This window comes from Fluviispira multicolorata, assembly GCF_009208585.1.
In the GTDB taxonomy this organism is placed as follows: domain Bacteria; phylum Bdellovibrionota_B; class Oligoflexia; order Silvanigrellales; family Silvanigrellaceae; genus Silvanigrella; species Silvanigrella multicolorata.
This window is the reverse complement of the sequence record NZ_WFLN01000006.1, coordinates 420,196-442,629: the sequence shown is the minus strand read 5'-3', so window position 1 is coordinate 442,629 and position 22,434 is coordinate 420,196. Positions and strand designations below refer to the sequence as shown.

General features: G+C 32.0%; 23 protein-coding genes and 1 tRNA gene. 8 read left to right on the top strand and 16 right to left on the bottom strand.

Annotation, left to right across the window (positions count from 1 at the left end):
• Positions 1-90: 90 nt before the first annotated feature.
• From GCL57_RS08350 to lpxC, 4 genes are all read right to left on the bottom strand, one after another.
• Complete coding sequence (locus GCL57_RS08350) at positions 91-1,263, bottom strand: DUF1028 domain-containing protein (RefSeq protein ID WP_152212896.1); 1,173 nt, start codon at positions 1,261-1,263, stop codon at positions 91-93.
• An 84-nt stretch (positions 1,264-1,347) separates the two neighbouring features.
• Positions 1,348-2,826 (bottom strand): cysteine--tRNA ligase, encoded by a 1,479-nt coding sequence (gene cysS, locus GCL57_RS08345; protein ID WP_152212895.1) that lies wholly within the window; start codon positions 2,824-2,826, stop codon positions 1,348-1,350.
• A gap of 9 nt (positions 2,827-2,835) precedes the next feature.
• On the bottom strand, positions 2,836-3,963 hold the full coding sequence (gene dnaJ / locus GCL57_RS08340) for a molecular chaperone DnaJ (protein WP_152212894.1): 1,128 nt from the start codon (positions 3,961-3,963) through the stop codon (positions 2,836-2,838).
• Positions 3,964-4,167: 204 nt separating this feature from the next.
• A complete protein-coding gene (gene lpxC, locus GCL57_RS08335; protein WP_152212893.1) occupies positions 4,168-5,133 on the bottom strand; it encodes a UDP-3-O-acyl-N-acetylglucosamine deacetylase in 966 nt (321 codons plus the stop codon).
• 404 nt (positions 5,134-5,537) lie between these two features.
• Between lpxC and GCL57_RS08330 the strand changes: the two genes are divergently transcribed.
• Complete coding sequence (locus tag GCL57_RS08330) at positions 5,538-6,032, top strand: single-stranded DNA-binding protein (protein ID WP_152212892.1); 495 nt, start codon at positions 5,538-5,540, stop codon at positions 6,030-6,032.
• Between the two features lie 113 nt (positions 6,033-6,145).
• Here GCL57_RS08330 and GCL57_RS08325 read toward each other — a convergent pair whose 3' ends face one another.
• Positions 6,146-6,439, bottom strand: a complete 294-nt coding sequence (locus GCL57_RS08325) for a hypothetical protein (RefSeq protein ID WP_152212891.1) — start codon at positions 6,437-6,439, stop codon at positions 6,146-6,148.
• 177 nt (positions 6,440-6,616) lie between these two features.
• Positions 6,617-7,627 carry a histone deacetylase family protein gene (locus tag GCL57_RS08320; protein ID WP_152212890.1) on the bottom strand — a complete coding sequence of 337 codons (1,011 nt, stop codon included), beginning with the start codon at positions 7,625-7,627 and terminating at the stop codon, positions 6,617-6,619.
• Positions 7,628-7,824: 197 nt separating this feature from the next.
• Here GCL57_RS08320 and GCL57_RS08315 point away from each other — a divergent pair, with 197 nt between their 5' ends.
• The 5 genes from GCL57_RS08315 to GCL57_RS08295 are packed head-to-tail and all read left to right on the top strand — an operon-like array spanning position 7,825 to position 12,636.
• A complete protein-coding gene (locus GCL57_RS08315) occupies positions 7,825-8,553 on the top strand; it encodes a glycerophosphoryl diester phosphodiesterase (protein WP_152212889.1) in 729 nt (242 codons plus the stop codon).
• A gap of 1 nt (position 8,554) precedes the next feature.
• A complete protein-coding gene (ugpB, locus tag GCL57_RS08310) occupies positions 8,555-9,847 on the top strand; it encodes a sn-glycerol-3-phosphate ABC transporter substrate-binding protein UgpB (RefSeq protein WP_161597667.1) in 1,293 nt (430 codons plus the stop codon).
• Positions 9,848-9,850: 3 nt separating this feature from the next.
• Entirely contained in the window at positions 9,851-10,732 is an 882-nt protein-coding gene (ugpA, locus tag GCL57_RS08305) for a sn-glycerol-3-phosphate ABC transporter permease UgpA (RefSeq protein ID WP_152212887.1), read from the top strand.
• Entirely contained in the window at positions 10,733-11,578 is an 846-nt protein-coding gene (ugpE, locus tag GCL57_RS08300; protein ID WP_152212886.1) for a sn-glycerol-3-phosphate ABC transporter permease UgpE, read from the top strand. It begins immediately after the preceding gene.
• A gap of 14 nt (positions 11,579-11,592) precedes the next feature.
• Positions 11,593-12,636 (top strand): ABC transporter ATP-binding protein, encoded by a 1,044-nt coding sequence (locus tag GCL57_RS08295; protein WP_152212885.1) that lies wholly within the window; start codon positions 11,593-11,595, stop codon positions 12,634-12,636.
• A gap of 78 nt (positions 12,637-12,714) precedes the next feature.
• Here the strand turns inward: GCL57_RS08295 and GCL57_RS08290 are convergent, their stop codons facing one another.
• Both GCL57_RS08290 and GCL57_RS08285 read right to left on the bottom strand, forming a co-directional pair.
• A complete protein-coding gene (locus GCL57_RS08290) occupies positions 12,715-13,932 on the bottom strand; it encodes a glycosyltransferase (RefSeq protein ID WP_152212884.1) in 1,218 nt (405 codons plus the stop codon).
• Positions 13,916-14,971 carry a class I SAM-dependent methyltransferase gene (locus GCL57_RS08285; protein ID WP_161597666.1) on the bottom strand — a complete coding sequence of 352 codons (1,056 nt, stop codon included), beginning with the start codon at positions 14,969-14,971 and terminating at the stop codon, positions 13,916-13,918. The genes GCL57_RS08290 and GCL57_RS08285 overlap by 17 nt, the downstream gene beginning before the upstream one ends.
• Positions 14,972-15,107: 136 nt before the next feature.
• Between GCL57_RS08285 and GCL57_RS08280 the strand changes: the two genes are divergently transcribed.
• A tRNA-His gene (locus GCL57_RS08280) sits at positions 15,108-15,183 on the top strand.
• Positions 15,184-15,287: 104 nt separating this feature from the next.
• A complete protein-coding gene (locus tag GCL57_RS08275; RefSeq protein WP_152212882.1) occupies positions 15,288-15,854 on the top strand; it encodes a GNAT family N-acetyltransferase in 567 nt (188 codons plus the stop codon).
• Between the two features lie 2 nt (positions 15,855-15,856).
• Here GCL57_RS08275 and GCL57_RS08270 read toward each other — a convergent pair whose 3' ends face one another.
• The 8 genes from GCL57_RS08270 to GCL57_RS08235 form a co-directional block, all read right to left on the bottom strand.
• Positions 15,857-16,285, bottom strand: coding sequence for a universal stress protein (locus GCL57_RS08270; RefSeq protein ID WP_152212881.1), 429 nt, complete (start codon positions 16,283-16,285; stop codon positions 15,857-15,859).
• Between the two features lie 31 nt (positions 16,286-16,316).
• Complete coding sequence (locus GCL57_RS08265) at positions 16,317-16,739, bottom strand: universal stress protein (protein ID WP_152212880.1); 423 nt, start codon at positions 16,737-16,739, stop codon at positions 16,317-16,319.
• Positions 16,740-16,946: 207 nt separating this feature from the next.
• Positions 16,947-17,330 carry a hypothetical protein gene (locus GCL57_RS08260; RefSeq protein WP_152212879.1) on the bottom strand — a complete coding sequence of 128 codons (384 nt, stop codon included), beginning with the start codon at positions 17,328-17,330 and terminating at the stop codon, positions 16,947-16,949.
• Between the two features lie 30 nt (positions 17,331-17,360).
• The gene (locus tag GCL57_RS08255; protein WP_152212878.1) at positions 17,361-18,401 is read right to left on the bottom strand and encodes a S66 family peptidase; all 1,041 of its coding nucleotides are present in this window, start codon (positions 18,399-18,401) and stop codon (positions 17,361-17,363) included.
• A 223-nt stretch (positions 18,402-18,624) separates the two neighbouring features.
• A complete protein-coding gene (locus tag GCL57_RS08250) occupies positions 18,625-20,130 on the bottom strand; it encodes a redoxin domain-containing protein (RefSeq protein WP_152212877.1) in 1,506 nt (501 codons plus the stop codon).
• Positions 20,131-20,171: 41 nt separating this feature from the next.
• Complete coding sequence (locus GCL57_RS08245) at positions 20,172-20,603, bottom strand: hypothetical protein (protein WP_152212876.1); 432 nt, start codon at positions 20,601-20,603, stop codon at positions 20,172-20,174.
• Positions 20,604-20,659: 56 nt separating this feature from the next.
• Complete coding sequence (locus tag GCL57_RS08240) at positions 20,660-21,421, bottom strand: ATP-binding cassette domain-containing protein (RefSeq protein ID WP_152212875.1); 762 nt, start codon at positions 21,419-21,421, stop codon at positions 20,660-20,662.
• The gene (locus GCL57_RS08235; RefSeq protein ID WP_152212874.1) at positions 21,421-22,434 is read right to left on the bottom strand and encodes a FecCD family ABC transporter permease; all 1,014 of its coding nucleotides are present in this window, start codon (positions 22,432-22,434) and stop codon (positions 21,421-21,423) included. The genes GCL57_RS08240 and GCL57_RS08235 overlap by 1 nt, the downstream gene beginning before the upstream one ends.

The following is a 22,434-nucleotide window of genomic DNA, read 5'->3' as shown; positions in this document are numbered from 1 at the left end:
TATTTTAAAATTGAGATCAACATTTTTATGACTCTTATAAAAATTAAACTGAGTAAGCACTTAATTTATATAAATAAAACGTCTTATTATTTAATCATGAGTGGAAATATTTGAATAATATACAGAACACTTTCCTTTCGAAAAGGTCACTGTCACTTTACCACCTAATCGGAAATCTTGCTCAGCAGCACAAGAAATTTGTCGCGAATGATTAAAAATTAAATTTAAAGGCATCCATGAACCTAATATATAAGGCTGAGATTCATTAGAAAAAATTTCTATATCACTTGTTAAATACGTTCTCTTTTCTCCTTGAGCAAGAATATTTTCTTCACCATAATTTTTAGTTTTAGTAGCTATTTTCAATTTACCATAATCTTTATTCTCAAAAGTTATCGTATTTTCATCAATGTTATTATCTGCAACGACTCTAAACTGATTCACTTCAATAAGTTTGTCGATGGCATCAGCAGTGCTTGTCCCATTGGGCACACTATAAACTACAATATTCTTTATTTTATCCTGATTTTTGTAGATTTTTAAGAAAGAAAAGTTTGATGAAGTTTTATATTTATTTATCGAATCTTTATCGCCAAATCCATTTTTTTTCCTTACCTCAAGCAGAGCACCTAATAATTTCTGAGATAAATCGCCGCTTGTTTCTTTAAATCCATTTTCTAAAGCATTCAAAACATCTATTCCAGTTAGCCTATTTCCGGCAATGACATAGTGATAACGTGAATCACTAGTTTTTCCTGTTAAAGAATTATAATCAACACTTAGCATTGAGTCAGAGTACGCGGCTTTATCTATATTTCCTGTAATTTTATTATGAGTTAATATTAAAAATTGACGTTCATTTTTAAATTTCTTTTTTTCATTTGTTAGAGAATCTTCAATTTCTACTTCTAATAGTTTGTCTAGAATTTGATTTGCACTCTGTCCATTTTTCATCTGCTTAAGAGAGTCTTCAAGCATATCTACATTATACATATTATCTACTAAACCCTGCATATGTATTATCCCCATCTGAGGACTATATCCATGTATGGAATACTCACTAAAGGAATCAATGAATTTTAATGGTATAATACTTGCCTCAGTTTCCTTTAAAAATTCTTGATTCAAGTGAATACTTGTTGCCATTGCAGAACCAAACTCTTTTGTCTCTGTATCAATCGCTATAATTGAAAAAGTAGTAAAAGCTTTTGTTACAGTAAATAAAATAGAAATAAGACAAGAATATTTAATAAATGCTTTCATTTTTCCTCATTTCATTCAAGTTATTTAAAAAAAATCCATAAAAAAAACGCTTTCAATTGAAAGCGTTTTTTTTTAAAACTATTTCTAAATTAATACAATCCATTTCGTGCCTGACGGTGAATCTTGGATTTGTACCCCTTGAGCAAGCAGCTCATCACGTATTGCATCAGATTTTATCCAGTCTTTATTGCTTCTAGCTTTAGTTCTTTCTTGAATTTTTAATTCAATATCCTCTGCAGAAATTTCGGAACCTAAATTATATTTTCGTAAATTTTCGAAAAATATTTTAGGTTCATCGACTAGTAAACCTAAAGCATTTTTAATCCAATTTTTAAATTCAGGCCATTTTGTTTTCAATAAAACACTGTCTTCTCTTCTTAGTTTTTGACCTAATTTTTCAAGTCTAGCAAGCTGTGTATTGACACCTTTAATAAAATCAAAAAATGTAGCAAGTGCACCATTGCTATTTAAATCATCAGCTAAAAATTCTTTCATTTTGAAAGAAAGATTAGATAATTCTGCAAAAATAACTCCATCAAATTCTTTTAAGGAAGGATTTAAATTTGTTTGCTCAGCATAACTGTCAACCAACGAAACAAACCGATAAAGCCTTGCTAGTTTTTTTAAATTTTCTGTTGTGAGCTCAAAGGTAAAATCAAGTGGCTGACCATAGGAAACAGATAGAAATACCAAACGCAAAACTTCAGAAGGATATTTAGACAAAAAATCTTTGATAGCAACAAAATGATTTGTGCTTTTACTCATTTTTTCGCCATACAAAGTGACCATTCCAGCGTGCAACCAAGTGCTTGCTAGAGGTTTGCCTGAAGCACCTTCCGATTGAGCTATTTCAGCCTCGTGATGAGGAAAAATAAGATCTCTTCCACCCATATGAATGTCGATAGAATCTCCAAATAAAGAGTGAATCATGGCTGAACATTCAACGTGCCACCCAGGACGACCATCTCCCCACGGAGAGGACCAAAAAATTTCTCCCACTTTGGCAAATTTCCATAAAGCAAAATCAAGCGCATCTTCTTTTGCCTCATCTACTTCAATACGTGCACCTACTTTGAGATCATTTATTTTATTTTTACTTAATTTACCATACTCATCAAACTTACGCACACGATAATAAACACCTGATTTAGAAACGTATGCATATTCTTTTTGAATAAGATTTTCGATAAGGTTAATAATTTCAGGAATTGTTTCTGTTACCTTAGGCTCATGCTGTGGACGGATTAAATTAAAGAGTTCGAGCATTTCATTTTGTTCTGAAATATAACGAGAAACTATTTGTGAGCAAGAAACATTTTCATTATTTGCTTTATTAATTATTTTATCATCAACATCTGTAATATTACGAGCCCAGGCCACATCAATATCTTGATCTTTTAATGTACGATACAATAAATCATAAGAAAAAAATGTGCGACTGTGTCCAATGTGAGTGTTTCCATAAGGAGTCACACCACAGCAATACATTGTTACTTTTCCATTTTGAAGAGATTTAAAAGGTTCTTTTTTTCCAGAAAGCGTATTAAAAAATTGTATTGCCATGGTATTATTTTATCCAAATATTTTGTCAAAGAAGCCATTGCTATTTTTCACATTTTGTCCCATTTTTAGCGCAAATGCTCTAAGATGTTCTTCAGCTTCTTTATTTATTTTTGTTGGGATTTCCACATGTACTTCAATAATGAGATCGCCTTTGCCCCTACCATATTTTTCAAGCTTTGGAATACCCGCCCCATGCACAACAAGTCTTTGTCCTGGTTGAATGCCAGCAGGAATTTCAATTTTACGAGGCTCTTCTTCAAAACAGTCAATCATAACTTCTGTGCCAAGAATTGCTTGTGCTACCCCAACTTTTAGAGAGTACACAAGATCAAACTCTTCACGCTTAAAGAGATGGTTTAGCTCTACTTCAATAAAGACATAAAGATCGCCAGCTGGTCCACCATTTACACCACCTTCTCCTTCACCACTCACACGCAAACGCATACCCGTGTCAATTCCTGCAGGAATTTTTACATTAATATTACTTGATTTTGTTTGGAAACCAGAACCTTTGCAATCTCCACATGGAGTCGCAATACGCTTTCCATTTCCATTACAATCAGGACAAGTGGAAGCATAAGTGAAAAATCCTTGCTGAACGGCAACCTGACCTTGTCCACGACAGGTCGAACATGTTACAGGCTTTGTTCCTTTAGCGGCACCAGATCCTTCACAGGTTCCACAAGATGATTTGCGTGGAATTTGAATTTTTTTCTCAGTTCCAAGAACAGATTCTTTGAATGAAACTCTAAGATCATAACGGAGATCACCTCCCTTACGTGCCCTGTTTCCACCGCCACCGCGTCTGCTTGAGCCGCCCATACCAAAAAGATCTTCAAAAATAGAGCCAAAATGTTCGAAAACGTCGTCTACGTTGCCAAAACCAGATCCTCCTCCAAAGCCGCCCGCATTGAGACCAGCGTGCCCGAATTGATCGTAGCGTTGACGTTTAGAGGCATCGCTCAATACCTCATAGGCTTCAGCCGCTTCTTTAAACTTCTCTTCAGCCGCTTTGTCCCCAGGATTTCTATCTGGGTGATATTGGACAGCAAGCTTTCGATAAGATTTCTTAATTTCATCTGCGGAGGCAGACTTTGAGACTTGTAAAATTTCGTAATAATCGCGTTTTGTAGCCATCTTAAAATTACTCCAGAGCTCTGCCGAGATCAGTGACGTCGACAGGGGGTGACAAGGTTGCGGTTGAAAACTTAACCTTGAACGGAAGAGAGTCAATAAGCAAAAAGTTATATTTATTATAAATTAAAAAGACAATCATTAGAAAAACAGACAGCATCATAAAATCATCATATGATGCTGTCTCGTCAAAGCTTTAGTTGTTTTTTAACCAATTGCAAGGCCAATCAAGTTTCTTTCAATTTCTGAAAGAGATTTTGGAAAAGATAAAAGAGCTTTGAGGCGTGCTGCTTCTTTTGCAGAAGGAACAAAAATCGAACGACAAGAAACCTCAGCTAATATAGCGCGGGCAAGCTTATTATGTAAATCATGACCAGCTTTGTGAGCAATAACATGGCCTAAAATAGGCATACCAAGCATGTGAAGGTCGCCAATGCAGTCAAGCGTCTTATGTTTTACAAACTCTTGATCGTTGCGGAGCCCTTGTCTGTTCATTACGCCTTCGGTCTTCGAAACTACAATTGCATTTTCCATCGACCCGCCTTTAGCAAGCCCCCTTGAATGCATATAATCGATATCTTCTTTTAGGCAAAAAGTCCTTGCAAATGAAAACTCTTCACAAAAAGCTTTCGCCGTGTAATTCATGGAAATACTCTGACGACCAATTGCAGCTGCACCTGCAAAATCTATAACATAAGAAATAAGTGGTTTTTTTGATGGTTCAACCCGTATAAAACGGGATGGATTCTTTTCGTCAACAACTTCAATGACTTTTTCAATCACAACAACTTTTCTAGGTTCTTTTAAAACTTCAATGCCCACTTCATCAAAAAGAGTTAAGAAAGGGACAGAAGAACCATCTAAAATTGGCATTTCACTATTATTTATAGAAATAATTGCATTATCAATACCAAATCCAAAAAAAGCTGCCATAAGGTGCTCTATTGTTGAAACACTTGCTTCGAGAGAGCCAATTCGTGTTGCTAAAGTTGTGTCAAAAACAGAATTTACATCGGCTTTAATATAAGGTTTATTTGGAAGATCAGTGCGTTGAAAAACAAAACCCGTGTTTGCAGAAGCAGGTCGAATTTCCACAGAAATAACACTTCCTGAGTGAACCCCAACACCAGAAAAAGAGACGGAACGTTTTAGAGTTCTTTGAAAGTTAAGCATACTTTCTCCGTTAAGATCCCAAACATAGTAGCATTAATAATGCAAATAGCACATGATTTATACAAACAAACAAAAAGACGAATAACCATGTAGCACCATTGGCTAGCATTTTTATGAAATGACAGCAAGTCAGGTACAATGGAAAACATCTACGTTCCATTACCAAACTATATCGGATTTTTTATCATATCATCCAGTGTTTTTTTAAATAATATAGTATTATTTTGCAGTTACTTTTTTGACATTTTTATAAGCAAAATCAACTGCTCACTAACTGGTCAATAGACATGAAATAATACATTGCCTCTTTCAGCAATTGACGCTCGAATACACTCAATATAAGCCTATTGGGTGGGCAAAATAGTTTCCCATTCATTTTATTTGGACACTTTGAGGAGTTTTTTATGTCTGGTGTGAATAAAGTCATTCTTGTTGGCAGACTCGGGCAAGAGCCAGAAATTAGGAGTACAGCTGGTGGACAGCAGGTTTGTACCTTAAATATTGCCACAAGCGAATCGTGGACAAAAGATGGCAATAAAGAAGAAAGAACCGAGTGGCACCGCGTCGTTCTTTGGGGTAGACAAGCAGAACTTGCACATAAGTATCTAAGAAAAGGTCGAATGGTTTATATCGAAGGCAAACTGCAAACACGCTCATGGCAAGATCAACAAGGTCAAAAACGTTACACAACAGAAATCGTAGCAAATAATATGCAGTTTTTAGAAAGTGGCAGTCCAAACGCAAACCGTGATCACGGCAATGACATTCCACCACCTAACGAACCACAGGGACACGACTCATATTATTCAAATGAAAGCCCGTATACTCCCTCTGCACCTAATAATAGCCAACCCTTTAGCAAAAACTCTCGCCCCATTGACGACGACATTCCATTTTAATTGGGGTGGGGTAAGAAATTTATTTTCTCATAATAAACTAAATATATACTTTTATCTATAATAGAGTTTTCAACTTTTAATCAAAAAACTTATTTTTAGATAAGAAAGAGTTTCTATTCTCCATTACCTCCATTACCTCCATTACCTCCATTACCTCCATTACCTCCATTGCCTCCTTTATTATCAGCTCCATCTTGGCCATTTTTGCCATTTATAAAGATAGAGTTCTCTATATCTTTTCCGTCTTTTCCGTCTTTTCCGTCTTTTCCGTCTTTTCCGTTGAGAGAGTTTATAGAACTGTTGCTTCCCTTTTCTTCTCTTAGCAATGTGTTTGAACTTGCCTTACTACTTAAAGTACAAAAATATACTGCAAATAAAGTTACCAAAAAAATATTACACTTAGTCATTTTAACCCTTTCATAAAAAAACAAAAAAAATAATCATATTATTTATCAAAAATAATTCTATAAATCAATTTTTAGAATTTATAGATAATATTAAAAAATCAGTCTTTAAATAAATTAGATTTATGATCTTTAAAGTTCACTTTGATAACTCTTCATTTAAAAATGAAACACCAAAGATCAAGATTGAAATCCATTCAAAAAACTCTCCACATTCTTACCTAAATCATTTACTAAATAACCACCTTCTTGTAAGATTATGGTAGGCTTTTTTAGAGAACGAAGTTCCTTACCAAGAATATAAAAATCATCGGTCGACATATTAAAATGACCAATTGGATCTCCAGCTTCAATATCAAATCCGGCTGAAAGAATAATGTAATCGGGATCCATAACTTTAAATGCCTTTTTAATTCCCTTCTGCAGAGCAATAAAATATTCTTTTGGTGAAGAAAGAGGCATAAGAGGAATATTTAAATTGTAATTCACGCCGTCATCAATACCAATTTCATCTTCAAATCCTGTGAAATAAGGATATTCAATTTTAGGGTGAGCATGAATACTTAAATAGAAAACATCTGAAGCATCGTAAAAAATACTTTGTGTGCCATTTCCATGGTGAAAATCAAAATCAATAATCATGACATTACCTGACTTCACTAAATATTTCGCAGCAATTGCTGTATTATTAAGGTAACAGTAGCCGCCAAACATATTTTTAGATGCATGATGCCCTGGTGGACGACACAAGGCATACGTAGGTTCGCCTGTTTTTTTTGTATGCATGGCAGCGGAATATGCAGCGCTTGCAGAAGCTACTGCCGCACTCCAAGTGTGGTTCATGAGTGAAGTACCAGCATCGAAGCAATAATATCCAGCTCTTTTAGGAATAAAGGGTTCATGGCGCGAAATTCTATTATCGCAAGGAAACACATAAGGACAAATAATTTCATCATTTTTTAAATTTTGTGCTGACTCTAAAAATTTAAGATAATCTTCATCATGAACACTTAACAAAGCATCATAAGGAAGAATATCTGGAACAACAACTTCGTAATTACCAGCATTTCTAAAGGCTTTTAATATAGAATCAATTCGACTGACTTTATCATTATAAGGATGTGCCTTACCATTATAAACTTCTTTTTTAATAACATGTTTTTTTTGCAGTGAACTGTAATAAGCTTTCATATAAATAATTCTTTCTTTTATGACTGATAATTAAATACAAATTAAATTCAATTCAAAAATTAAAAACCTATAAAAGAAGCATACCAAATTTAAATAAAAAAATTTTTAAAAGTGTCGACAAACTTGTAAATTTTAAAAATTTTTTTAGTATAGAATTAAATTACACTGACTGTCAAAGAAGTGCTAAAGGAGAAGCTATGTTAAGCAGCTTAAAAATTCCAAGAATAATAGGACATCGTGGAGCAAAGGGATATGCACCTGAAAACACCTTAAGTTCATTTCGAAAAGCGAAAGAGCTGGGTGCTACATGGGTTGAGTTCGACGTAAAAGAAACAGAAGATGGTATTCTTGTCATTATGCATGATGATGATCTTGATAGGACTACAAATGGCAAAGGTCCTATGGCAAAAACACCATGGACTGTTGTCAATGAACTCGATGCAGGAGCATGGTTTGACCAAGCTTTTAGCGGTGAAAAAATACCCACCTTTGATGAAACAATTTTACTGTTAAAAGAATTAAAATTAGGAGCAAATATTGAAATTAAACCTTGCCCTAATAGAGACGAAAGAACAGCAGTTGCAATTGCCAATGCAATTGCAAAAAAATGGCCAAAAGAACTACCTCAACCACTTGTTTCAAGTTTTAGTATGGACTCTTTAAGAACTGCAAAAAGAACTCATCCAGATTTGATCATTGGCGCTTTATTTGAGACACTCCCCTCGGATTGGAAGAAAATAGCTAAAGAGGTACAGGCACAAACAATAAATCTTGATCAAGATATTGTCACGCTTGAAATGATAAAAGAAATAAACAATGAAGGGTATCCAGTTCTAACATATACAGTAAATGATAAAAAAAGAGCCTATGATTTGTTTAATATGGGTGTTCATTCAATATTTACAGATTATCCATGGAAGGAATAAAATGAAATTGAAAATAGTTTCTTCAATTTTACTTATTACATATGCAACTCCTGCATTTTCAAAAACAGACATACAGTTTTGGCATGGTTTAAGTGGACAAGCTGCAGATGTAATCAGTGATATAACAAATGAATTCAATAAATCTCAAAAAGAATATAACGTAATAGCCGTTCGAAAAGGTAATTACCAAGAAACAATGATTGCAGGTATTGCTGCATTTAGAGCAAAAAAACAACCAGATATTATACAAATATATGAAGTTGGCACAGCAACAATGATTAGCGCGAAGGGTGCAACAATACCAATTACAAAATTAATGACTGATAATAAAATTGATTTTAATAAAAATGACATTATCCTTCCAGTACGTTCTTATTATAGCAGTGGAAATCAATTATTATCTTTTCCATTTAATAGCTCAGCACCTATTATGTATTACAATAAAAAAATGTTTAAAAAAGCGGGACTCGATATTAATAAACCTCCAAAAACATGGAATGATGTTTTTCAATTTGCCGAGAAAATAAAAAAATCAGACCCCACAAAGTGTGGATTTACCACAACATGGCCAGCATGGATTCAACTTGAAAATTTTGGTGCATGGCACAATATTTCTTACGCATCACAAAGTAACGGAATGACAGGCTCAGCACCCAATCTCAATTTTAATTCCCAAACACAAATTATGCATTGGGAAAATATTCAAAAGGCAAATAAATCTGGATATTTTACTTATTTTGGAAGAACAACTGAAGCTGAGTTATCATTTACAACCGAAAAATGTGGGATTATTCTTGATTCCACAGGAAGCTACGGAAAAGTAAAAGAAGCAAAAATTGATTTTGCAGTTTCGGCACTCCCTTATTATGAAAATGTAAGTGGAGCTCCACAAAATGCAATTATTGGCGGAGCAAGTCTTTGGGTATTTAATGGAATAAAACCAGAAAAACAAAAAGGCGCTGCTACTTTTATTTCATTTCTAAGTAAACCCGAAATTATGTCTAAATGGCATCAACTCAGTGGATATCTACCAGTGACTCAAGGCTCATTTAACTACTCAAAAAACCAAGGATTTTATGATAAGAATCCTGGATTTACTATAGCAATGTCCGAATTGACAAATAAAAACCCTACTGAAAACTCAAAAGGTTTAAGAATAATTGGACTTCCAAATATTAGAAATATTGTAGAAGCAAATTTTGAATCAATGCTTTCTGGAAAAATGACTGCACAAAAAGCTCTGGATGATGCAGTTGAAAAGGGAAACGCAATAATTAAAAAATCAGGTGGTTAATTAGTGGAAAAGCGGGCTATATTTAACTCTAAGTTGTTTCCTTATTTCTTTTTAGCGCCTCAATTATTAATCTCATTTGCCTTTTTCTTTTGGCCTGCGTTGATAGCTATCTGGCAGTCTTTTCAAGAAGAAGATGCATTTGGGTTAAACACTGAATTTGTTTGGTTTGACAATTACATTGAAATCTTTAAAGATTCAAACTATATTACGGCAATTATTGTTACCATTATTTTTAGCATAAGCGTAACGGCTATCTGCCTCATATTTTCATTATTTTTAGCAGGCCTTGCAAATAAAATTAAAGCAGGAAAAATATTTTATCAGACACTTATTATTTGTCCTTACGCAGTTGCCCCTGCAATTGCCGGAGTTCTTTGGTTTTTCCTTTTTAGTCCTTCAATTGGTTATTTAGCTAATATATTAATTAAAAATGATATACATTGGAATCCAAGTTTAAACGGAAATCACGCACTCATTTTAATAATACTTTCTGCTAGTTGGAAGCAAATCAGCTACAATTTTTTATTTTATTTGGCAAGTTTACAGTCCATACCAAAATCGCTATTAGAAGCAGCTTCAATTGACGGAGCAAGTCCATTGAGACGTTTTTTCGACATTATTATTCCAATGATTTCACCTACAACATTTTTTCTATTTATTATGAATATGATTTATACTTTTTTTGATACTTTTGGAATTATATATACAACAACACATGGTGGTCCAGGCTATTCTACAACGAATCTAGTATATAAAGTTTATGTTGATGGTATTGTTAATTTAAACTTAGGGAGTTCTTCAGCACAGTCTGTTATTTTAATGATTTTTGTTTCTTTCATAACTATTTTACATTTTAGATTTGTTGAGAAAAAGGTACATTACTAAATGGAAGAAAATCAAAAATTTTCAACTGCACTTTCACATTTCATTTTAATTATTGGAATTATCATTATAACTTTTCCAATATATTATGCACTTGTTACATCTTCACAATCACTTCAAACAGTTCTTTCAGGTAAAACTACACTTTTACCTGGAGGAAATTTTCTTGAAAACTATAAAGAAATATTTTCAACAAATAAAAATATTATTCAAGGAATTTCAATCTGGAGACTTTTATTAAATAGTTTAATTGTTACAATTTGCATAACCTTTGGAAAAACAATTATTTCTATAATGTCAGCATATGCAATTGTGTATTTTAAGTTCCCTTTTCAAAAGACAGCATTTGCTCTCATTTTTTTAACTCTTATGTTGCCAATAGAAGTAAGAATTGTACCAACTTTTCAAATGGCTTCAAGTTTAAATTTCTTAGATTCATACCAAGGGTTGTCTGTTCCGCTTATTGCTTCTGCAACAGCAACATTTTTATTTAGGCAATTCTTTATGAGTATTCCTGATGAACTTTGTGAAGCAGCACGGATAGATGGAGCAGGGCCTTTACGATTTTTCTTCGATACAATTTTACCTCTTTCTAAAACAAGTATAGCTGCATTATTTGTAATTTTGTTTATTTATGGATGGAACCAATATTTGTGGCCACTCCTTATTACGACAAAACAAAGTATGGGCACAATAATTATTGCTCTCACTCAAATGATAGCTAACGACGGCACAACGCCTTGGCATCTTGTTATGGGGGTCGCTCTCATTGCGATGCTTCCACCCATTCTTGTCGTTGTTCTTATGCAAAAATGGTTTGTAAAAGGACTTATAGATTCTGAAAAATAATTAAAGGTTTTAATATGGCTAAAGTGCTCTTAAAGAATTTAAAAAAATCTTATCAAAATAACCAGATCATTAAAAATATTAATTTAGAGATTAATGATGGTGAATTTATTGTTGTACTTGGTCCAAGTGGCTGTGGAAAATCGACAATGCTTCGCATGATTGCGGGGCTCGAAAAAGTGACTGAAGGTGAAATTTATATTGGTCAAACAAATGTTACAAAATTAGAGCCTAAAGATAGAAGCATTGCTATGGTTTTTCAAAACTATGCTTTATATCCGCATATGACTGTGTATAAAAATATTGCTTATGGCCTAAAATTGCATAAGGTTCCAAAAGCTGAGATAGAAAAAAAAGTTGAAATTGCTGCTGAAATGCTACAACTGAAAGATTTATTGCAAAGAAAACCAAATCAATTGAGTGGCGGACAACGACAAAGAGTGGCTATGGGAAGGGCCATTGTACGTGAACCAAACGTTTTTTTATTTGACGAGCCTCTTAGTAATTTAGATGCAAAATTAAGAACACAAATGCGTTTTGAAATTAAAAATATTCACCGCAACGTGAAAACAACAAGTATTTATGTAACTCACGATCAAATAGAAGCTATGACACTTGCTGACAGAATTATTTTATTAAATAAAGGTGAAATTGAGCAAATTGGAACTCCAAATGAATTATATGAATCTCCCGCTTCTACATTTGTAGGGGGTTTTATAGGCAACCCGCCCATGAATTTTATTTCAGGAGAAATTGCAAATAAATATTTACAAATTGATTCTCTAAATTCTTCAAAAATTGCGGGTATAAGACCTGAAAGAATTCAAATTACAGATAAAGAAAGAGAGACAAATAAAAATGAATGTTTAATTCCATTTAATATAAAAATGTGTGAATCTATCGGACATGAAACATTAATTTATGGTAATATTGAAAACTCAAATACCGAGCTTATTGTCAAAGAAAGTTCACATAGTTTTGTTAAAAACAAAAAAATAAATCTACAAATTTTATATAAAGATCTACATTTATTTAATGCAACCAATGGAAAAAGATTATAAATTATCTTAATTAATAATCTTCTTTATCTTTTTTAGTTTTTCATAATTTATCAGATATTAATTTTATTTTAAAAATCACTAATTTCTATTTATAAATTCATATAAATTATCATAATTTTTTAATGAAAATCTTTCAGCCCCAATTTTCTTAGCTTTTCTTCTATTTTCAGAATAACTATTTTTATCGAGAAATATTTTTGAAGATGACTCTAAACAATTTTTAAGAGATTCTGTATTTCCTACTGGAAATATTAATTCTTTGAAATCAGAAAATACTTCAGGCAGTGCTCCGGCATCAGAACTTATGACAGGAGTTCCGCATTGCAAAAACTCAACTCCGACCCGACAGATCACTTCGCTGTCTAAACTTGGTATCACACCAAAATGCGCCATGCTAATAAGTTCGTCAATGTTATTCATTTTTTCGCTGATTATATAAAGCTCTTTATTTAATATTTGTGATTTTAAATAATATTTATTTTGAACAAACAATCCTTCCCCAAATTTTTTAAAATAATTTTCATATAATCTTCCTGCGGATAAATTTGCATTGTATCCTAAAAATATCATTTGTGATTTTATTTTTTCTCCATTTTTATTTATAAAATCAGCCTTTAAAAAAGCATCTAATAAGTAATCATGTCCTTTGACTTTATCAAAACGCCCTACAACAACATATAAAAGATTTTCACTTTTAATAGGTGGAAGACTCACATCAATATATATGGATTTAGCTTCATCATTATTCCTAGGATAATTTGTCTTAAAATTCTTTGAGTAGTATTGTATAATTGTTTTTTCAAATGGAATTTCAAATTTGACTCTATTTTTTACACAATTTGCTGCAAAAACTATTTTATTTGTCATGACATTATACATGAGTCTTGAAAATAAGTTCGAACTTATGCTTTGAGCTTGTCCTCTGACCCTAATAAGCACTCTATCTTTCCATAAAAAAGGAAAAATAATTTTTGAAATAGCGCATAAACTGTGTTCTCTACCTTCAAAAACCCAAATATATTTTAATGAATTTTTATTTTTATACAAATGTTTATTCAAAAATATAAAACTCTTAAAAAAATTTATAATACTTTGATTATGAATTGGAGCATTTTCAAAAGGAATTTTATTTTCTAGACATTTTTTTTCCATTGCAGTGCTTCCAATTTCACTACAATAAAGAATAGAATTTTTTTCTCTTAAATATATAGCAAGTTGTAAACTATAGTCAGATACAGCAGAAAACCAAGGGTTTGAGTTTAACAAAAGATGTTGTAGTTTATTGCCTTGCTTCAAATTTATGCACCTTGCGATAGATTAATATCGGATTTGTCAAAAGCTCTTTCCTTGTATCTGCATCGACAACTTTATTCCAGACCTCTTGTGGATTTTCAAAACCAGTTTCATAACCTATATTTTCTATTTTACCTTCACAGTATATCATTTCAAGTCCTAATTGAAGTGCACTCTCATGAAAATAATTTAAAGAAATTCCAGGATCAGAAGGATGCATAAGTGCATCTGCTACACTAGTTGAGCCAGGACCTAAATAGCGAAAGCGGTCTTCTGTTGCAGGACGAAAGCCTAAATAATTTAATAATTGCCAAACTCTAAGCTGGATATAGTTTTGAAAAATTTTAAATTTAAAGTTTTTTTCAAAAAAAGAATCCCACAATTTTTTGTAACGAGTCTGAATTCTTCTTTCAAGTTTACGCCCATGATAACTGTAAACCATGATTCTGAGCACGCCCCCTGGATTTAAACGTTCCTCCATAGCACGTAAAAGAAAATAAGGGGCTGGTTGATGATGGAGAACTCCAAAACATTGAATAAAGTCAAATCCTCCTAAGGCCTTTTCATGTAAAATAACTTCTGCATTGCCTAGCAAAAAACTTATTTTTCTGAATCTATCTTGATGGGTAAAAAAATTTTTAAACCGTTGGTAGGATAGCTTTTTTTTTGCTTTTTTGAGAACTTTTCTACTCAGATCTACAGCTACAATCTCATTATTTGGATGGAGCTTTCTATATAACAAAGGTTCATCAGTCCCACACCCCACTAAAAGAATTCTTTTTGAACTGGGAAAAACAGCTTCTAATTCTCCTTGGATCATATAAAGGTCTTTCTTATTTATTCCTTTATTTTCCTTTAAGCATCGAGAGCTTAATTGCCATATTTTTTGCGCAAAAGGTCTTCTATTAAGTGCTATTAAGTGGGAAAATCCTCCGTGAGAAGTAAAATGGGCTTCAATTTTTGGAGAAAGAAAAAATGGACGATTTGGATAGGGAAAAAGATCATAAAACTGACGCATTTTTTCAATCTTTAACTGCTCCATATGCACTTCCTTTCCGTACAAGAATAAAAAACACATAAAATTCACATATTATAGCATATCATAACAATGTCCCAAAAGACTTTATTTCGTACTTGACACATAAAATTTGGTAAAGTATTGCTGTTGCACAGATCTGGTGGCTGTAGTCAAGCGGTTAAGACAATGGATTGTGATTCCATCATGCGGGGGTTCGAATCCCCTCAGTCACCCCATCAATAAAAATTCTTTTGAAAATCCCTTTCTATACTTAAATAATTTTGACAAATCATAAAATATTTTATATTATTAAGTCCTAATAAATACAGAGGACAGAGTCATGAAGCAAAGCAATTCCCCTTCTTTTTCAACAAAAAGACTTCGTTTACGATATATAACGGAAGAAGATGCTGAAGATATTTTTTATTATGCCAAAAATAGCAACGTCACTCGCTACACAGCATTTGATACGCACAAAACCTTGAAAGATGCTCTTGATTTCGTCAGAAGCAGTCGAGCTTTAAATATTAGAGACCCCTTAAATCCTTTTGGAATTTTTATTCAATCCGAAGGTCGAGAAAAAATGATAGGAACGGTGGGGCTCTTTAAAGGAAAACTGTGCAGAGAAAACACTTTAGAGCTTGGCTATGCCCTAGGTGAAGACTGGTGGGGAAAAGGATACGGAATAGAAGCTTCACAGGTTCTAATTAACCATGCTTTTAAAACGCTCAACATAAGAAGAATTGAAGCCCTCTGTATTAAAGAAAATATAGGAAGCTTTCGAGTCATGGAAAAACTTGGGATGCAAAGGGAAGGATTATTAAGAAAACATCTAATAAAGAATGGATATATATATGATATGTACATATATTCACTCTTAAAAGAAGAATGGGAAGTATTTAAATAAAATTAATTATTCACAATAAGAACATCGCAGTGAATTTTATTTGCAATATAATTTGCGGTTGAGCCCAACATTCCAATAAATGAGTGATGATGACCAGCAACAATAACGAGATCGATATCTATCTCCTTTGCAAAGGCAACTATGCCAGGTTTTGGATTTCCAAAAAAAACATGCTGTTTAGATGCGTCTAATTTATGCTGTGCAGCTACTTCTGTCATTTTTTCTTCAGCTTTTTCCATAATCTTTTTTTCAAGATCAATATCCATTGGATAATAATAACCATGTATTGGAATAGAAGCTGCAGGTAACACAACATGGCATAAATGAGTTTCTGCTTGAAAAGACTCTGCAAGCAGAAAAGATTTTCCTAAATATTTTAAGCTATCTTCAGAGAAATCGGTACAAACAAGTATTTTTTTATAAATAGACATAATATATAAAAACCTCAAATAACAATGAAATTTATTTTTTTACAATGAGCACATCGCAATCAGCCTTATTTGAAAGAACTGCGGCAACTGAACCTAACATTCCTAAACGAGAATGGTCATGCCCACCAACGATAATTGCATCGATATTTATTTCCTTTGCCAAATTCAAAATTTCTTCTTTAGCATTGCCTCTTAAAAAATGTATATTTTCTTTTTTAATTCCAAGTTTATTTGAATAATCCTCAAATTTTTTCTTAAGAGGTTCCAAAACATTTTCATTAAAATCAAAGGATTGATAATAAAAATAAGAAGCAGGAGTCAAAACATTTTCAAGCCCTAAAACATAGCATAAATGAACTTCTGCCTGAGTGATTTCACGTAGAAGAAATGCTTTTTTTGCAACTGCTTCGGTAACTTCTGAAAAATCAATAGCCATTAATATATTTTTATACACAATTAACCTCCATTTAATAAAACATAAACAAGATTCCTAAATAGAAAAAAGTGAAATAAATTTAAATGCTAAAATCCTAACATCTTATAATCTAACTTACTGACGATTTTCGCAAGCAAATTTTTGGAAAAATAAAAAACTATATGTCTTAATACCATTATTGCTATTTTATCATCAATTAGAGCAGTTATTTCATGGCCATGACAATTATACTCTAATAGAGAATGTTCTATAACTGCTAATACCCTTTATTAAAGTATCATCGTTAATAGCAAACACATGCCAATCTTCTGAGCCAATTTCTGCTGGCTGAGCATAATGAAATTCGGAGCCAAATGTAAGAATACACTGTTCTTGTAAAGAATGGACCTTAGACATTCCACCTTTAATAATAAAATATTTCTTGTATAACCATGGTTTAACAAATTTATTTTCCCATTTACCGCGAACAATTTCTTTTTTTTTATTTAACCAATGCCATTTTTTTTTATCATTTGCACAGTAAACAATTGCTATATCAGCATTTGCATTCATAGAAAATAAGAAAATTCCAAAAAAATATAATCTATTAAAGCAAATAAATTTTATCATTTACAGTTTCCTTTTGTAAAATTTCTATTATTAAATATCCACAGCAGACTCTAAAAAAGTAATATTAACATTATTTTGTAATGCTTCTAATCTAATATTAATCATTTGTGGAAGAGTGTGCATTGGATGTGTATGACCACAATCATAATTATAAATTATTGGATACTTTCTCTTTCCAACAACTTCCATTATTAATTCTTCGTAAGAAAAATCAGCTCCTTTATTATTTAAAAACTCTGGTTTGCTAACTATTAGCCCTTTAATATTTTCAAATACACCCATAAGCTTTAGTTGAGTTAAACTCCTTTCTTCTTCAGCAAAATCAGCGCACTCCTCTTCAATAAGTAAAATATTATCGCAAAAATCAGGAAAGTATGAGGTACCAGCAAGAGAACAAAGTGTATTTAAGTTTGCTATTATAATTGGAGCTTCAATAACTCCACTGGATATGATTTTATATCCACTGTTAAATTCATATTTTCTTTCTACGCTTTTCCATTCATCTGTGAATGCATTTCTAAAATGATTGCTCCATTTTTCGAAAAAAGGTTGCTTATAATTTCTTAAGTGAATGCTTGTACCTAATGTTAAAAATGATTCTACACTCTCAGAAAATGCATGAGGCCATTCTCCAAATGTGGGTACAACTGCGGGACCATAAAAAGTAGATAAATTTGATTGCGTTAAAATTGCCATATGGAGTGATGTTATATCACTGTATCCAGTGATTATTTTTCGATTTTTTTTTATGATATCAAAATCAAGATATGGTATCAATGAAGAAGAATTATAACCACCAATTGTAGACATCAGAAAATCTACATTTTGATTTTCAATCAAATCCATAAACTCTTGAGCTCTTTCTTTGGGATTGCCAGACCTATATCCTTGTTTAACAGATTTTTTTGTTAAATCTCCTTCAATAACATTAAAACCTATTCTTTTTAATTCAGAAATTGCATGTAAATATTTTTCTTTAAATAAAACATTTGCAGGAGTCGAAGGAGTAAATATTCCTACAGTGTCACCAATTTTAATTCTTTTTGGTTTTATAATTTTATCTTTAAGCATTTATTTTCCTTACAATTTTAATTATATATTAAATGAATTAAAAATATATTACATATAAAAAAATGAAAAATATAAATATTCTTCTCAAGGAGTGTAATAAAATACTTAGAAAAATATCGCAATATTATTAGCTTACCAAATGCAACAAAAAGAATCTTGACGCATAATTCCGTTCAAAGTAAGCAAATCAAATACATATTTATATAATATTAAACAAAGAGAATTAAACTAAATTATGGGTTAGCATATATTTTGGAACGTCTGATATCTGTCCAAATGGACCAGAATAAATTTCTGCTACTTGAGCTACTTCTAAAGAGTCGATGTTATCTTTTTGATCTATTTTATCTTCATCAAGAATAATAATTCTGTGTGAATTTGTATCTGAAATAATAATCTTTCCTTCAAACCAATAGATTCCAGAAGGCTCATTTAATCCCTCCGATAAAGTAACAGTGCCAAGATAATCTTTATCAACTGAATATATTCTTAATGCGTTATTGTAACTATCAACAACATAAAGATTTTGCGAAATTGGGCTCCATGCGCAACTTAATGGATGCTGCATTCTTGCCTCTGCGCCAAGCCCATCCCGAAACCCAAAATCAAATAATCCTTCTCCTACAAGGCTTACTATCATAGTTTTGCCTGATTCATTCCAATTTTTTACAATAAGTCGAATAGAACTTGTTTCACTGTCTGTAAATGCCAAAATAGTATCCGATATTGCTGTTATACCAGATGGTTGAGCCAATGCAGCAAACGACGCTGGACCATCGACAATGTCTTCACGCCCCGATCCAGCGATGTGCAAAATAGACTCATCTTTTGCAACAAATAGAACAATTTGATGACTTCCTGCACACGTTATAGCAAGATCGTTGCCCCACACACAGACATCAGCAGGTGAGTTAATTGGAGCAAGTTTTGCAACAAATTCAGAACGAGTTTCAAAGATTCCTTTTTCTCCCTTACCCGCTAGCACTCGATATTTGCGTTGGGGACTGCCTTCTAAATCGAAAGCAAGTAAACGGTGATGCTCAGAATCACAAACAATAAGTTCATTCTTCCACACACAACAGCCTTGAGGTGAAGCTAATATTCCTTCACCAAATGAAGAAATAAATTTTCCTTCTGAATTTAAATGTACGATTCGATTATTGAAAGTATCTGAAATAAAATAATTAATTATATCATTCATTTTAGCGGCAACAGCTTTAGTTGGATAACGCAGATTTAGTTTATCTTCAATATTTGCCCATTCTAATAGTTTTATTTCTGGCAGATTTTTATCTTGAATCAAAGTTGATATTTGTTCTTTTAAGCCTTCATATATATTTTTGCCTGACGCTGTAAATATAATTTTTCCGTCACTGTCTATTAAAACAAAAGTAGGCAGGGAACGAACAGCATATTTTTTCCATAAATACATTTCTTCATCTACAATAACTGGATGTTGAATATTTAAACGATGACAAGCTTCATTAATACTCTCAAAGTCTTTTTCATGGGAAAATTTTGCACATTGCACACCAATAACAACAAGCCCTTTTGGGCAAAATTCTTCTTCAATTTTCTTTAAATCTGATAGCATATGTATGCAATTAATACAACAATAAGTCCAAAAATTAAGTAAAATAGGATGGCCTAAATATTGGGACAGGCTTAACTGTTGGGATGAGTTGACCCATTTAAATTGAGAAGGCAAATCGGGGGCATGAACCGGCATTTTTACACCTTTAATAAAGAAAAGCTTTGACAGTCTTTATTTTACTTCATTTTGAATCGTTCAAAAAGCCCTCTGATTAATTTATAATCCATTTTAAGCCCAGAAATACCCTTTCTTTTTAAGATTAAGAACAATTTTGGCAAAAAAATGACAAATGCTAATAATCCAAAAACTAGAAAAATAGAAAATATTAATAGAATAATTGGAATTAAAAAAATTATCGTTAAAAATGATGGTCTTTTTTTTATGGTATTTGAGCTATTTGAAAAGGACCAAGAAAAAGATTTAAATTGATTATCTTGCCCTATTTTAGAATATGATTGATAAGAGGTATATTCAATACTTGGTTCAACTGTTAGGTCATTCAATTTATCTTGAGCAGAAGTTGTTTCAGTATAATCATTATTAGGAGTTGAGTCTGAAACAAATTCAGCGTCGATAATATCGTTATTTTTATTTGAATCATCTTTCATATTTAATACCTCTCACTCAATATTTAGGATAATTCTTACTTTAAATACTTTAAAGTCTATTTAGAATAAAAATGATTTTCATCATTCTTATTCAACCCATAAAGCTTTTGCAGAATATTTAAACTCCAAAAAATATCCGCTTCAGAATTCCAAACAAAAATCCCATTGTTTAATGCACATATTTTATTTGCAACCATTTTTGCAAAATGAATATCATGAGACGTTATAAAGATAATCGCTTTATTTTTTTGAGCGTATTCTTTACATTTTCCTACAAGATTTATTTTGTGCTTTAAATCTAAATCTCCGTCAGGCTCATCAAGAAACAAAATTTTAGCTTTTCTTAACCAAAGTCGAGCCAATTGAACTCTTTTCCACTCTCCGCCACTTAAGAGAATAAGCTCTTTTTTAGCCTGATCAAGGATATCAAAATCTCTTAAAGCATTAGAAAAGTCAAATGGTAATTCTGAATTCGACTTTTGCATATTTTTGCTTACTCTAAGACTATTTAAACTTAAAAATTCGATAACATTAAAATTCTCGGCCCTGTAAAGAGATTGAGGAAGCCAAGAGATCAATTGGGACTGCTGAGTTTTCCCTATACATTTGATATTATTTTTATTTATTAGTATGTTACCAAATGAAGCTGACAAAATACCTGCACAAATTTTAATCAATGTACTTTTTCCTGCACCATTATTTCCAAGTAAACAGACAATATCCCCTTCATTGTATTCAAAGTTAATATCTTTTAACAATATATTGTGATTTGGAGTCGAGTAAAAAATTTTTTCTGCTTTAAAAACAAAAGCACTCATTAAACTTGCTTCCTAATTAAAATGAATGCCAAAATAGGGGCTCCTAAAATTGCTGTGAAAATTCCTAATGGCAACTGTGCTGGCGAAAATAAGGAGCGAGATAAAGTATCAGCATTTATAAGTATAATAGCACCCAATTGCATGCACAGAATACATTCAAAAAATGGTGAGAAACGATGAATTTTTCTAATCATATGTGGAATAATTAATCCTATAAATCCAATCGATCCTGCAGTTGATACCACTAAAGAAACTAGAATACAAATCATAACTATAGAAATACATCTTATTTTCAAAGAGTTTATCCCTAATGATTTTGAAAAATCATCACCAAAAATCATAAAATCAAAATATTTTGCGTTTCTTAAAATAAAAATAATTGGAAAAATAGACATAGCATAAAAAAAGAAAATTTGATTAAAGGTAATCGGCTGAAGGGTTCCAATCATTAAATTATGTATTTCTGCAAGTTGCTCAGGTTTAGCAATAGTGATAACCATCATTAAAATGGCTGAAAAAAAGGAGTTTATAATAATTCCAATGACAGGATATACATATTCATCATTTACAGTTTTAATTTTTCTTCTAAAAGAAAAAAGAATAAGAAATGAAACTATACATCCTATAAATGCATGAAAAGATTTTATAGGTATAAAGGTTTGTGAAGATATTATTGAAAATAGAGGGGGATAATTTATCAATATAGATAAAGATAAAAAACAAGTTCCACCAGAAGATATTCCTAAAATAAATGGGTCTGCAAGTGGATTTCTCAATACTCTTTGCAATACACACCCACTCAATGCTAAAATAGCGCCAACGAGTGCTGCTTGAAGCAAACTATTTATTCTTAATTCTAATATTTTACTTGGAATATCTTCTAATTCACTGGAACTAGAAAAAAACTGCATAAACGAAATATTTACTGAACCATAGTAAATACTAAAAAAAGCTGAAATGAGTAAAAGCATTAAATAAACTATAAAAACTTTAATTGAAAAATTTGATTTCAA

What these genes read in the sequence shown, in the direction of transcription:
- GCL57_RS08260 (WP_152212879.1), bottom strand. Translation starts at nt 17,330, where the DNA reads ATGATAAAATTTATTTGCTTTAATAGATTATATTTTTTTGGAATTTTC.
- GCL57_RS08350 (WP_152212896.1), bottom strand. Translation starts at nt 1,263, where the DNA reads ATGAAAGCATTTATTAAATATTCTTGTCTTATTTCTATTTTATTTACT.
- GCL57_RS08315 (WP_152212889.1), top strand. Translation starts at nt 7,825, where the DNA reads ATGTTAAGCAGCTTAAAAATTCCAAGAATAATAGGACATCGTGGAGCA.
- GCL57_RS08255 (WP_152212878.1), bottom strand. Translation starts at nt 18,401, where the DNA reads ATGCTTAAAGATAAAATTATAAAACCAAAAAGAATTAAAATTGGTGAC.
- ugpB (WP_161597667.1), top strand. Translation starts at nt 8,555, where the DNA reads ATGAAATTGAAAATAGTTTCTTCAATTTTACTTATTACATATGCAACT.
- GCL57_RS08295 (WP_152212885.1), top strand. Translation starts at nt 11,593, where the DNA reads ATGGCTAAAGTGCTCTTAAAGAATTTAAAAAAATCTTATCAAAATAAC.
- GCL57_RS08270 (WP_152212881.1), bottom strand. Translation starts at nt 16,285, where the DNA reads ATGTCTATTTATAAAAAAATACTTGTTTGTACCGATTTCTCTGAAGAT.
- GCL57_RS08285 (WP_161597666.1), bottom strand. Translation starts at nt 14,971, where the DNA reads ATGGAGCAGTTAAAGATTGAAAAAATGCGTCAGTTTTATGATCTTTTT.
- GCL57_RS08330 (WP_152212892.1), top strand. Translation starts at nt 5,538, where the DNA reads ATGTCTGGTGTGAATAAAGTCATTCTTGTTGGCAGACTCGGGCAAGAG.
- GCL57_RS08275 (WP_152212882.1), top strand. Translation starts at nt 15,288, where the DNA reads ATGAAGCAAAGCAATTCCCCTTCTTTTTCAACAAAAAGACTTCGTTTA.
- GCL57_RS08325 (WP_152212891.1), bottom strand. Translation starts at nt 6,439, where the DNA reads ATGACTAAGTGTAATATTTTTTTGGTAACTTTATTTGCAGTATATTTT.
- GCL57_RS08240 (WP_152212875.1), bottom strand. Translation starts at nt 21,421, where the DNA reads ATGAGTGCTTTTGTTTTTAAAGCAGAAAAAATTTTTTACTCGACTCCA.
- GCL57_RS08320 (WP_152212890.1), bottom strand. Translation starts at nt 7,627, where the DNA reads ATGAAAGCTTATTACAGTTCACTGCAAAAAAAACATGTTATTAAAAAA.
- lpxC (WP_152212893.1), bottom strand. Translation starts at nt 5,133, where the DNA reads ATGCTTAACTTTCAAAGAACTCTAAAACGTTCCGTCTCTTTTTCTGGT.
- GCL57_RS08245 (WP_152212876.1), bottom strand. Translation starts at nt 20,603, where the DNA reads ATGAAAGATGATTCAAATAAAAATAACGATATTATCGACGCTGAATTT.
- ugpE (WP_152212886.1), top strand. Translation starts at nt 10,733, where the DNA reads ATGGAAGAAAATCAAAAATTTTCAACTGCACTTTCACATTTCATTTTA.
- GCL57_RS08250 (WP_152212877.1), bottom strand. Translation starts at nt 20,130, where the DNA reads ATGCCGGTTCATGCCCCCGATTTGCCTTCTCAATTTAAATGGGTCAAC.
- cysS (WP_152212895.1), bottom strand. Translation starts at nt 2,826, where the DNA reads ATGGCAATACAATTTTTTAATACGCTTTCTGGAAAAAAAGAACCTTTT.
- dnaJ (WP_152212894.1), bottom strand. Translation starts at nt 3,963, where the DNA reads ATGGCTACAAAACGCGATTATTACGAAATTTTACAAGTCTCAAAGTCT.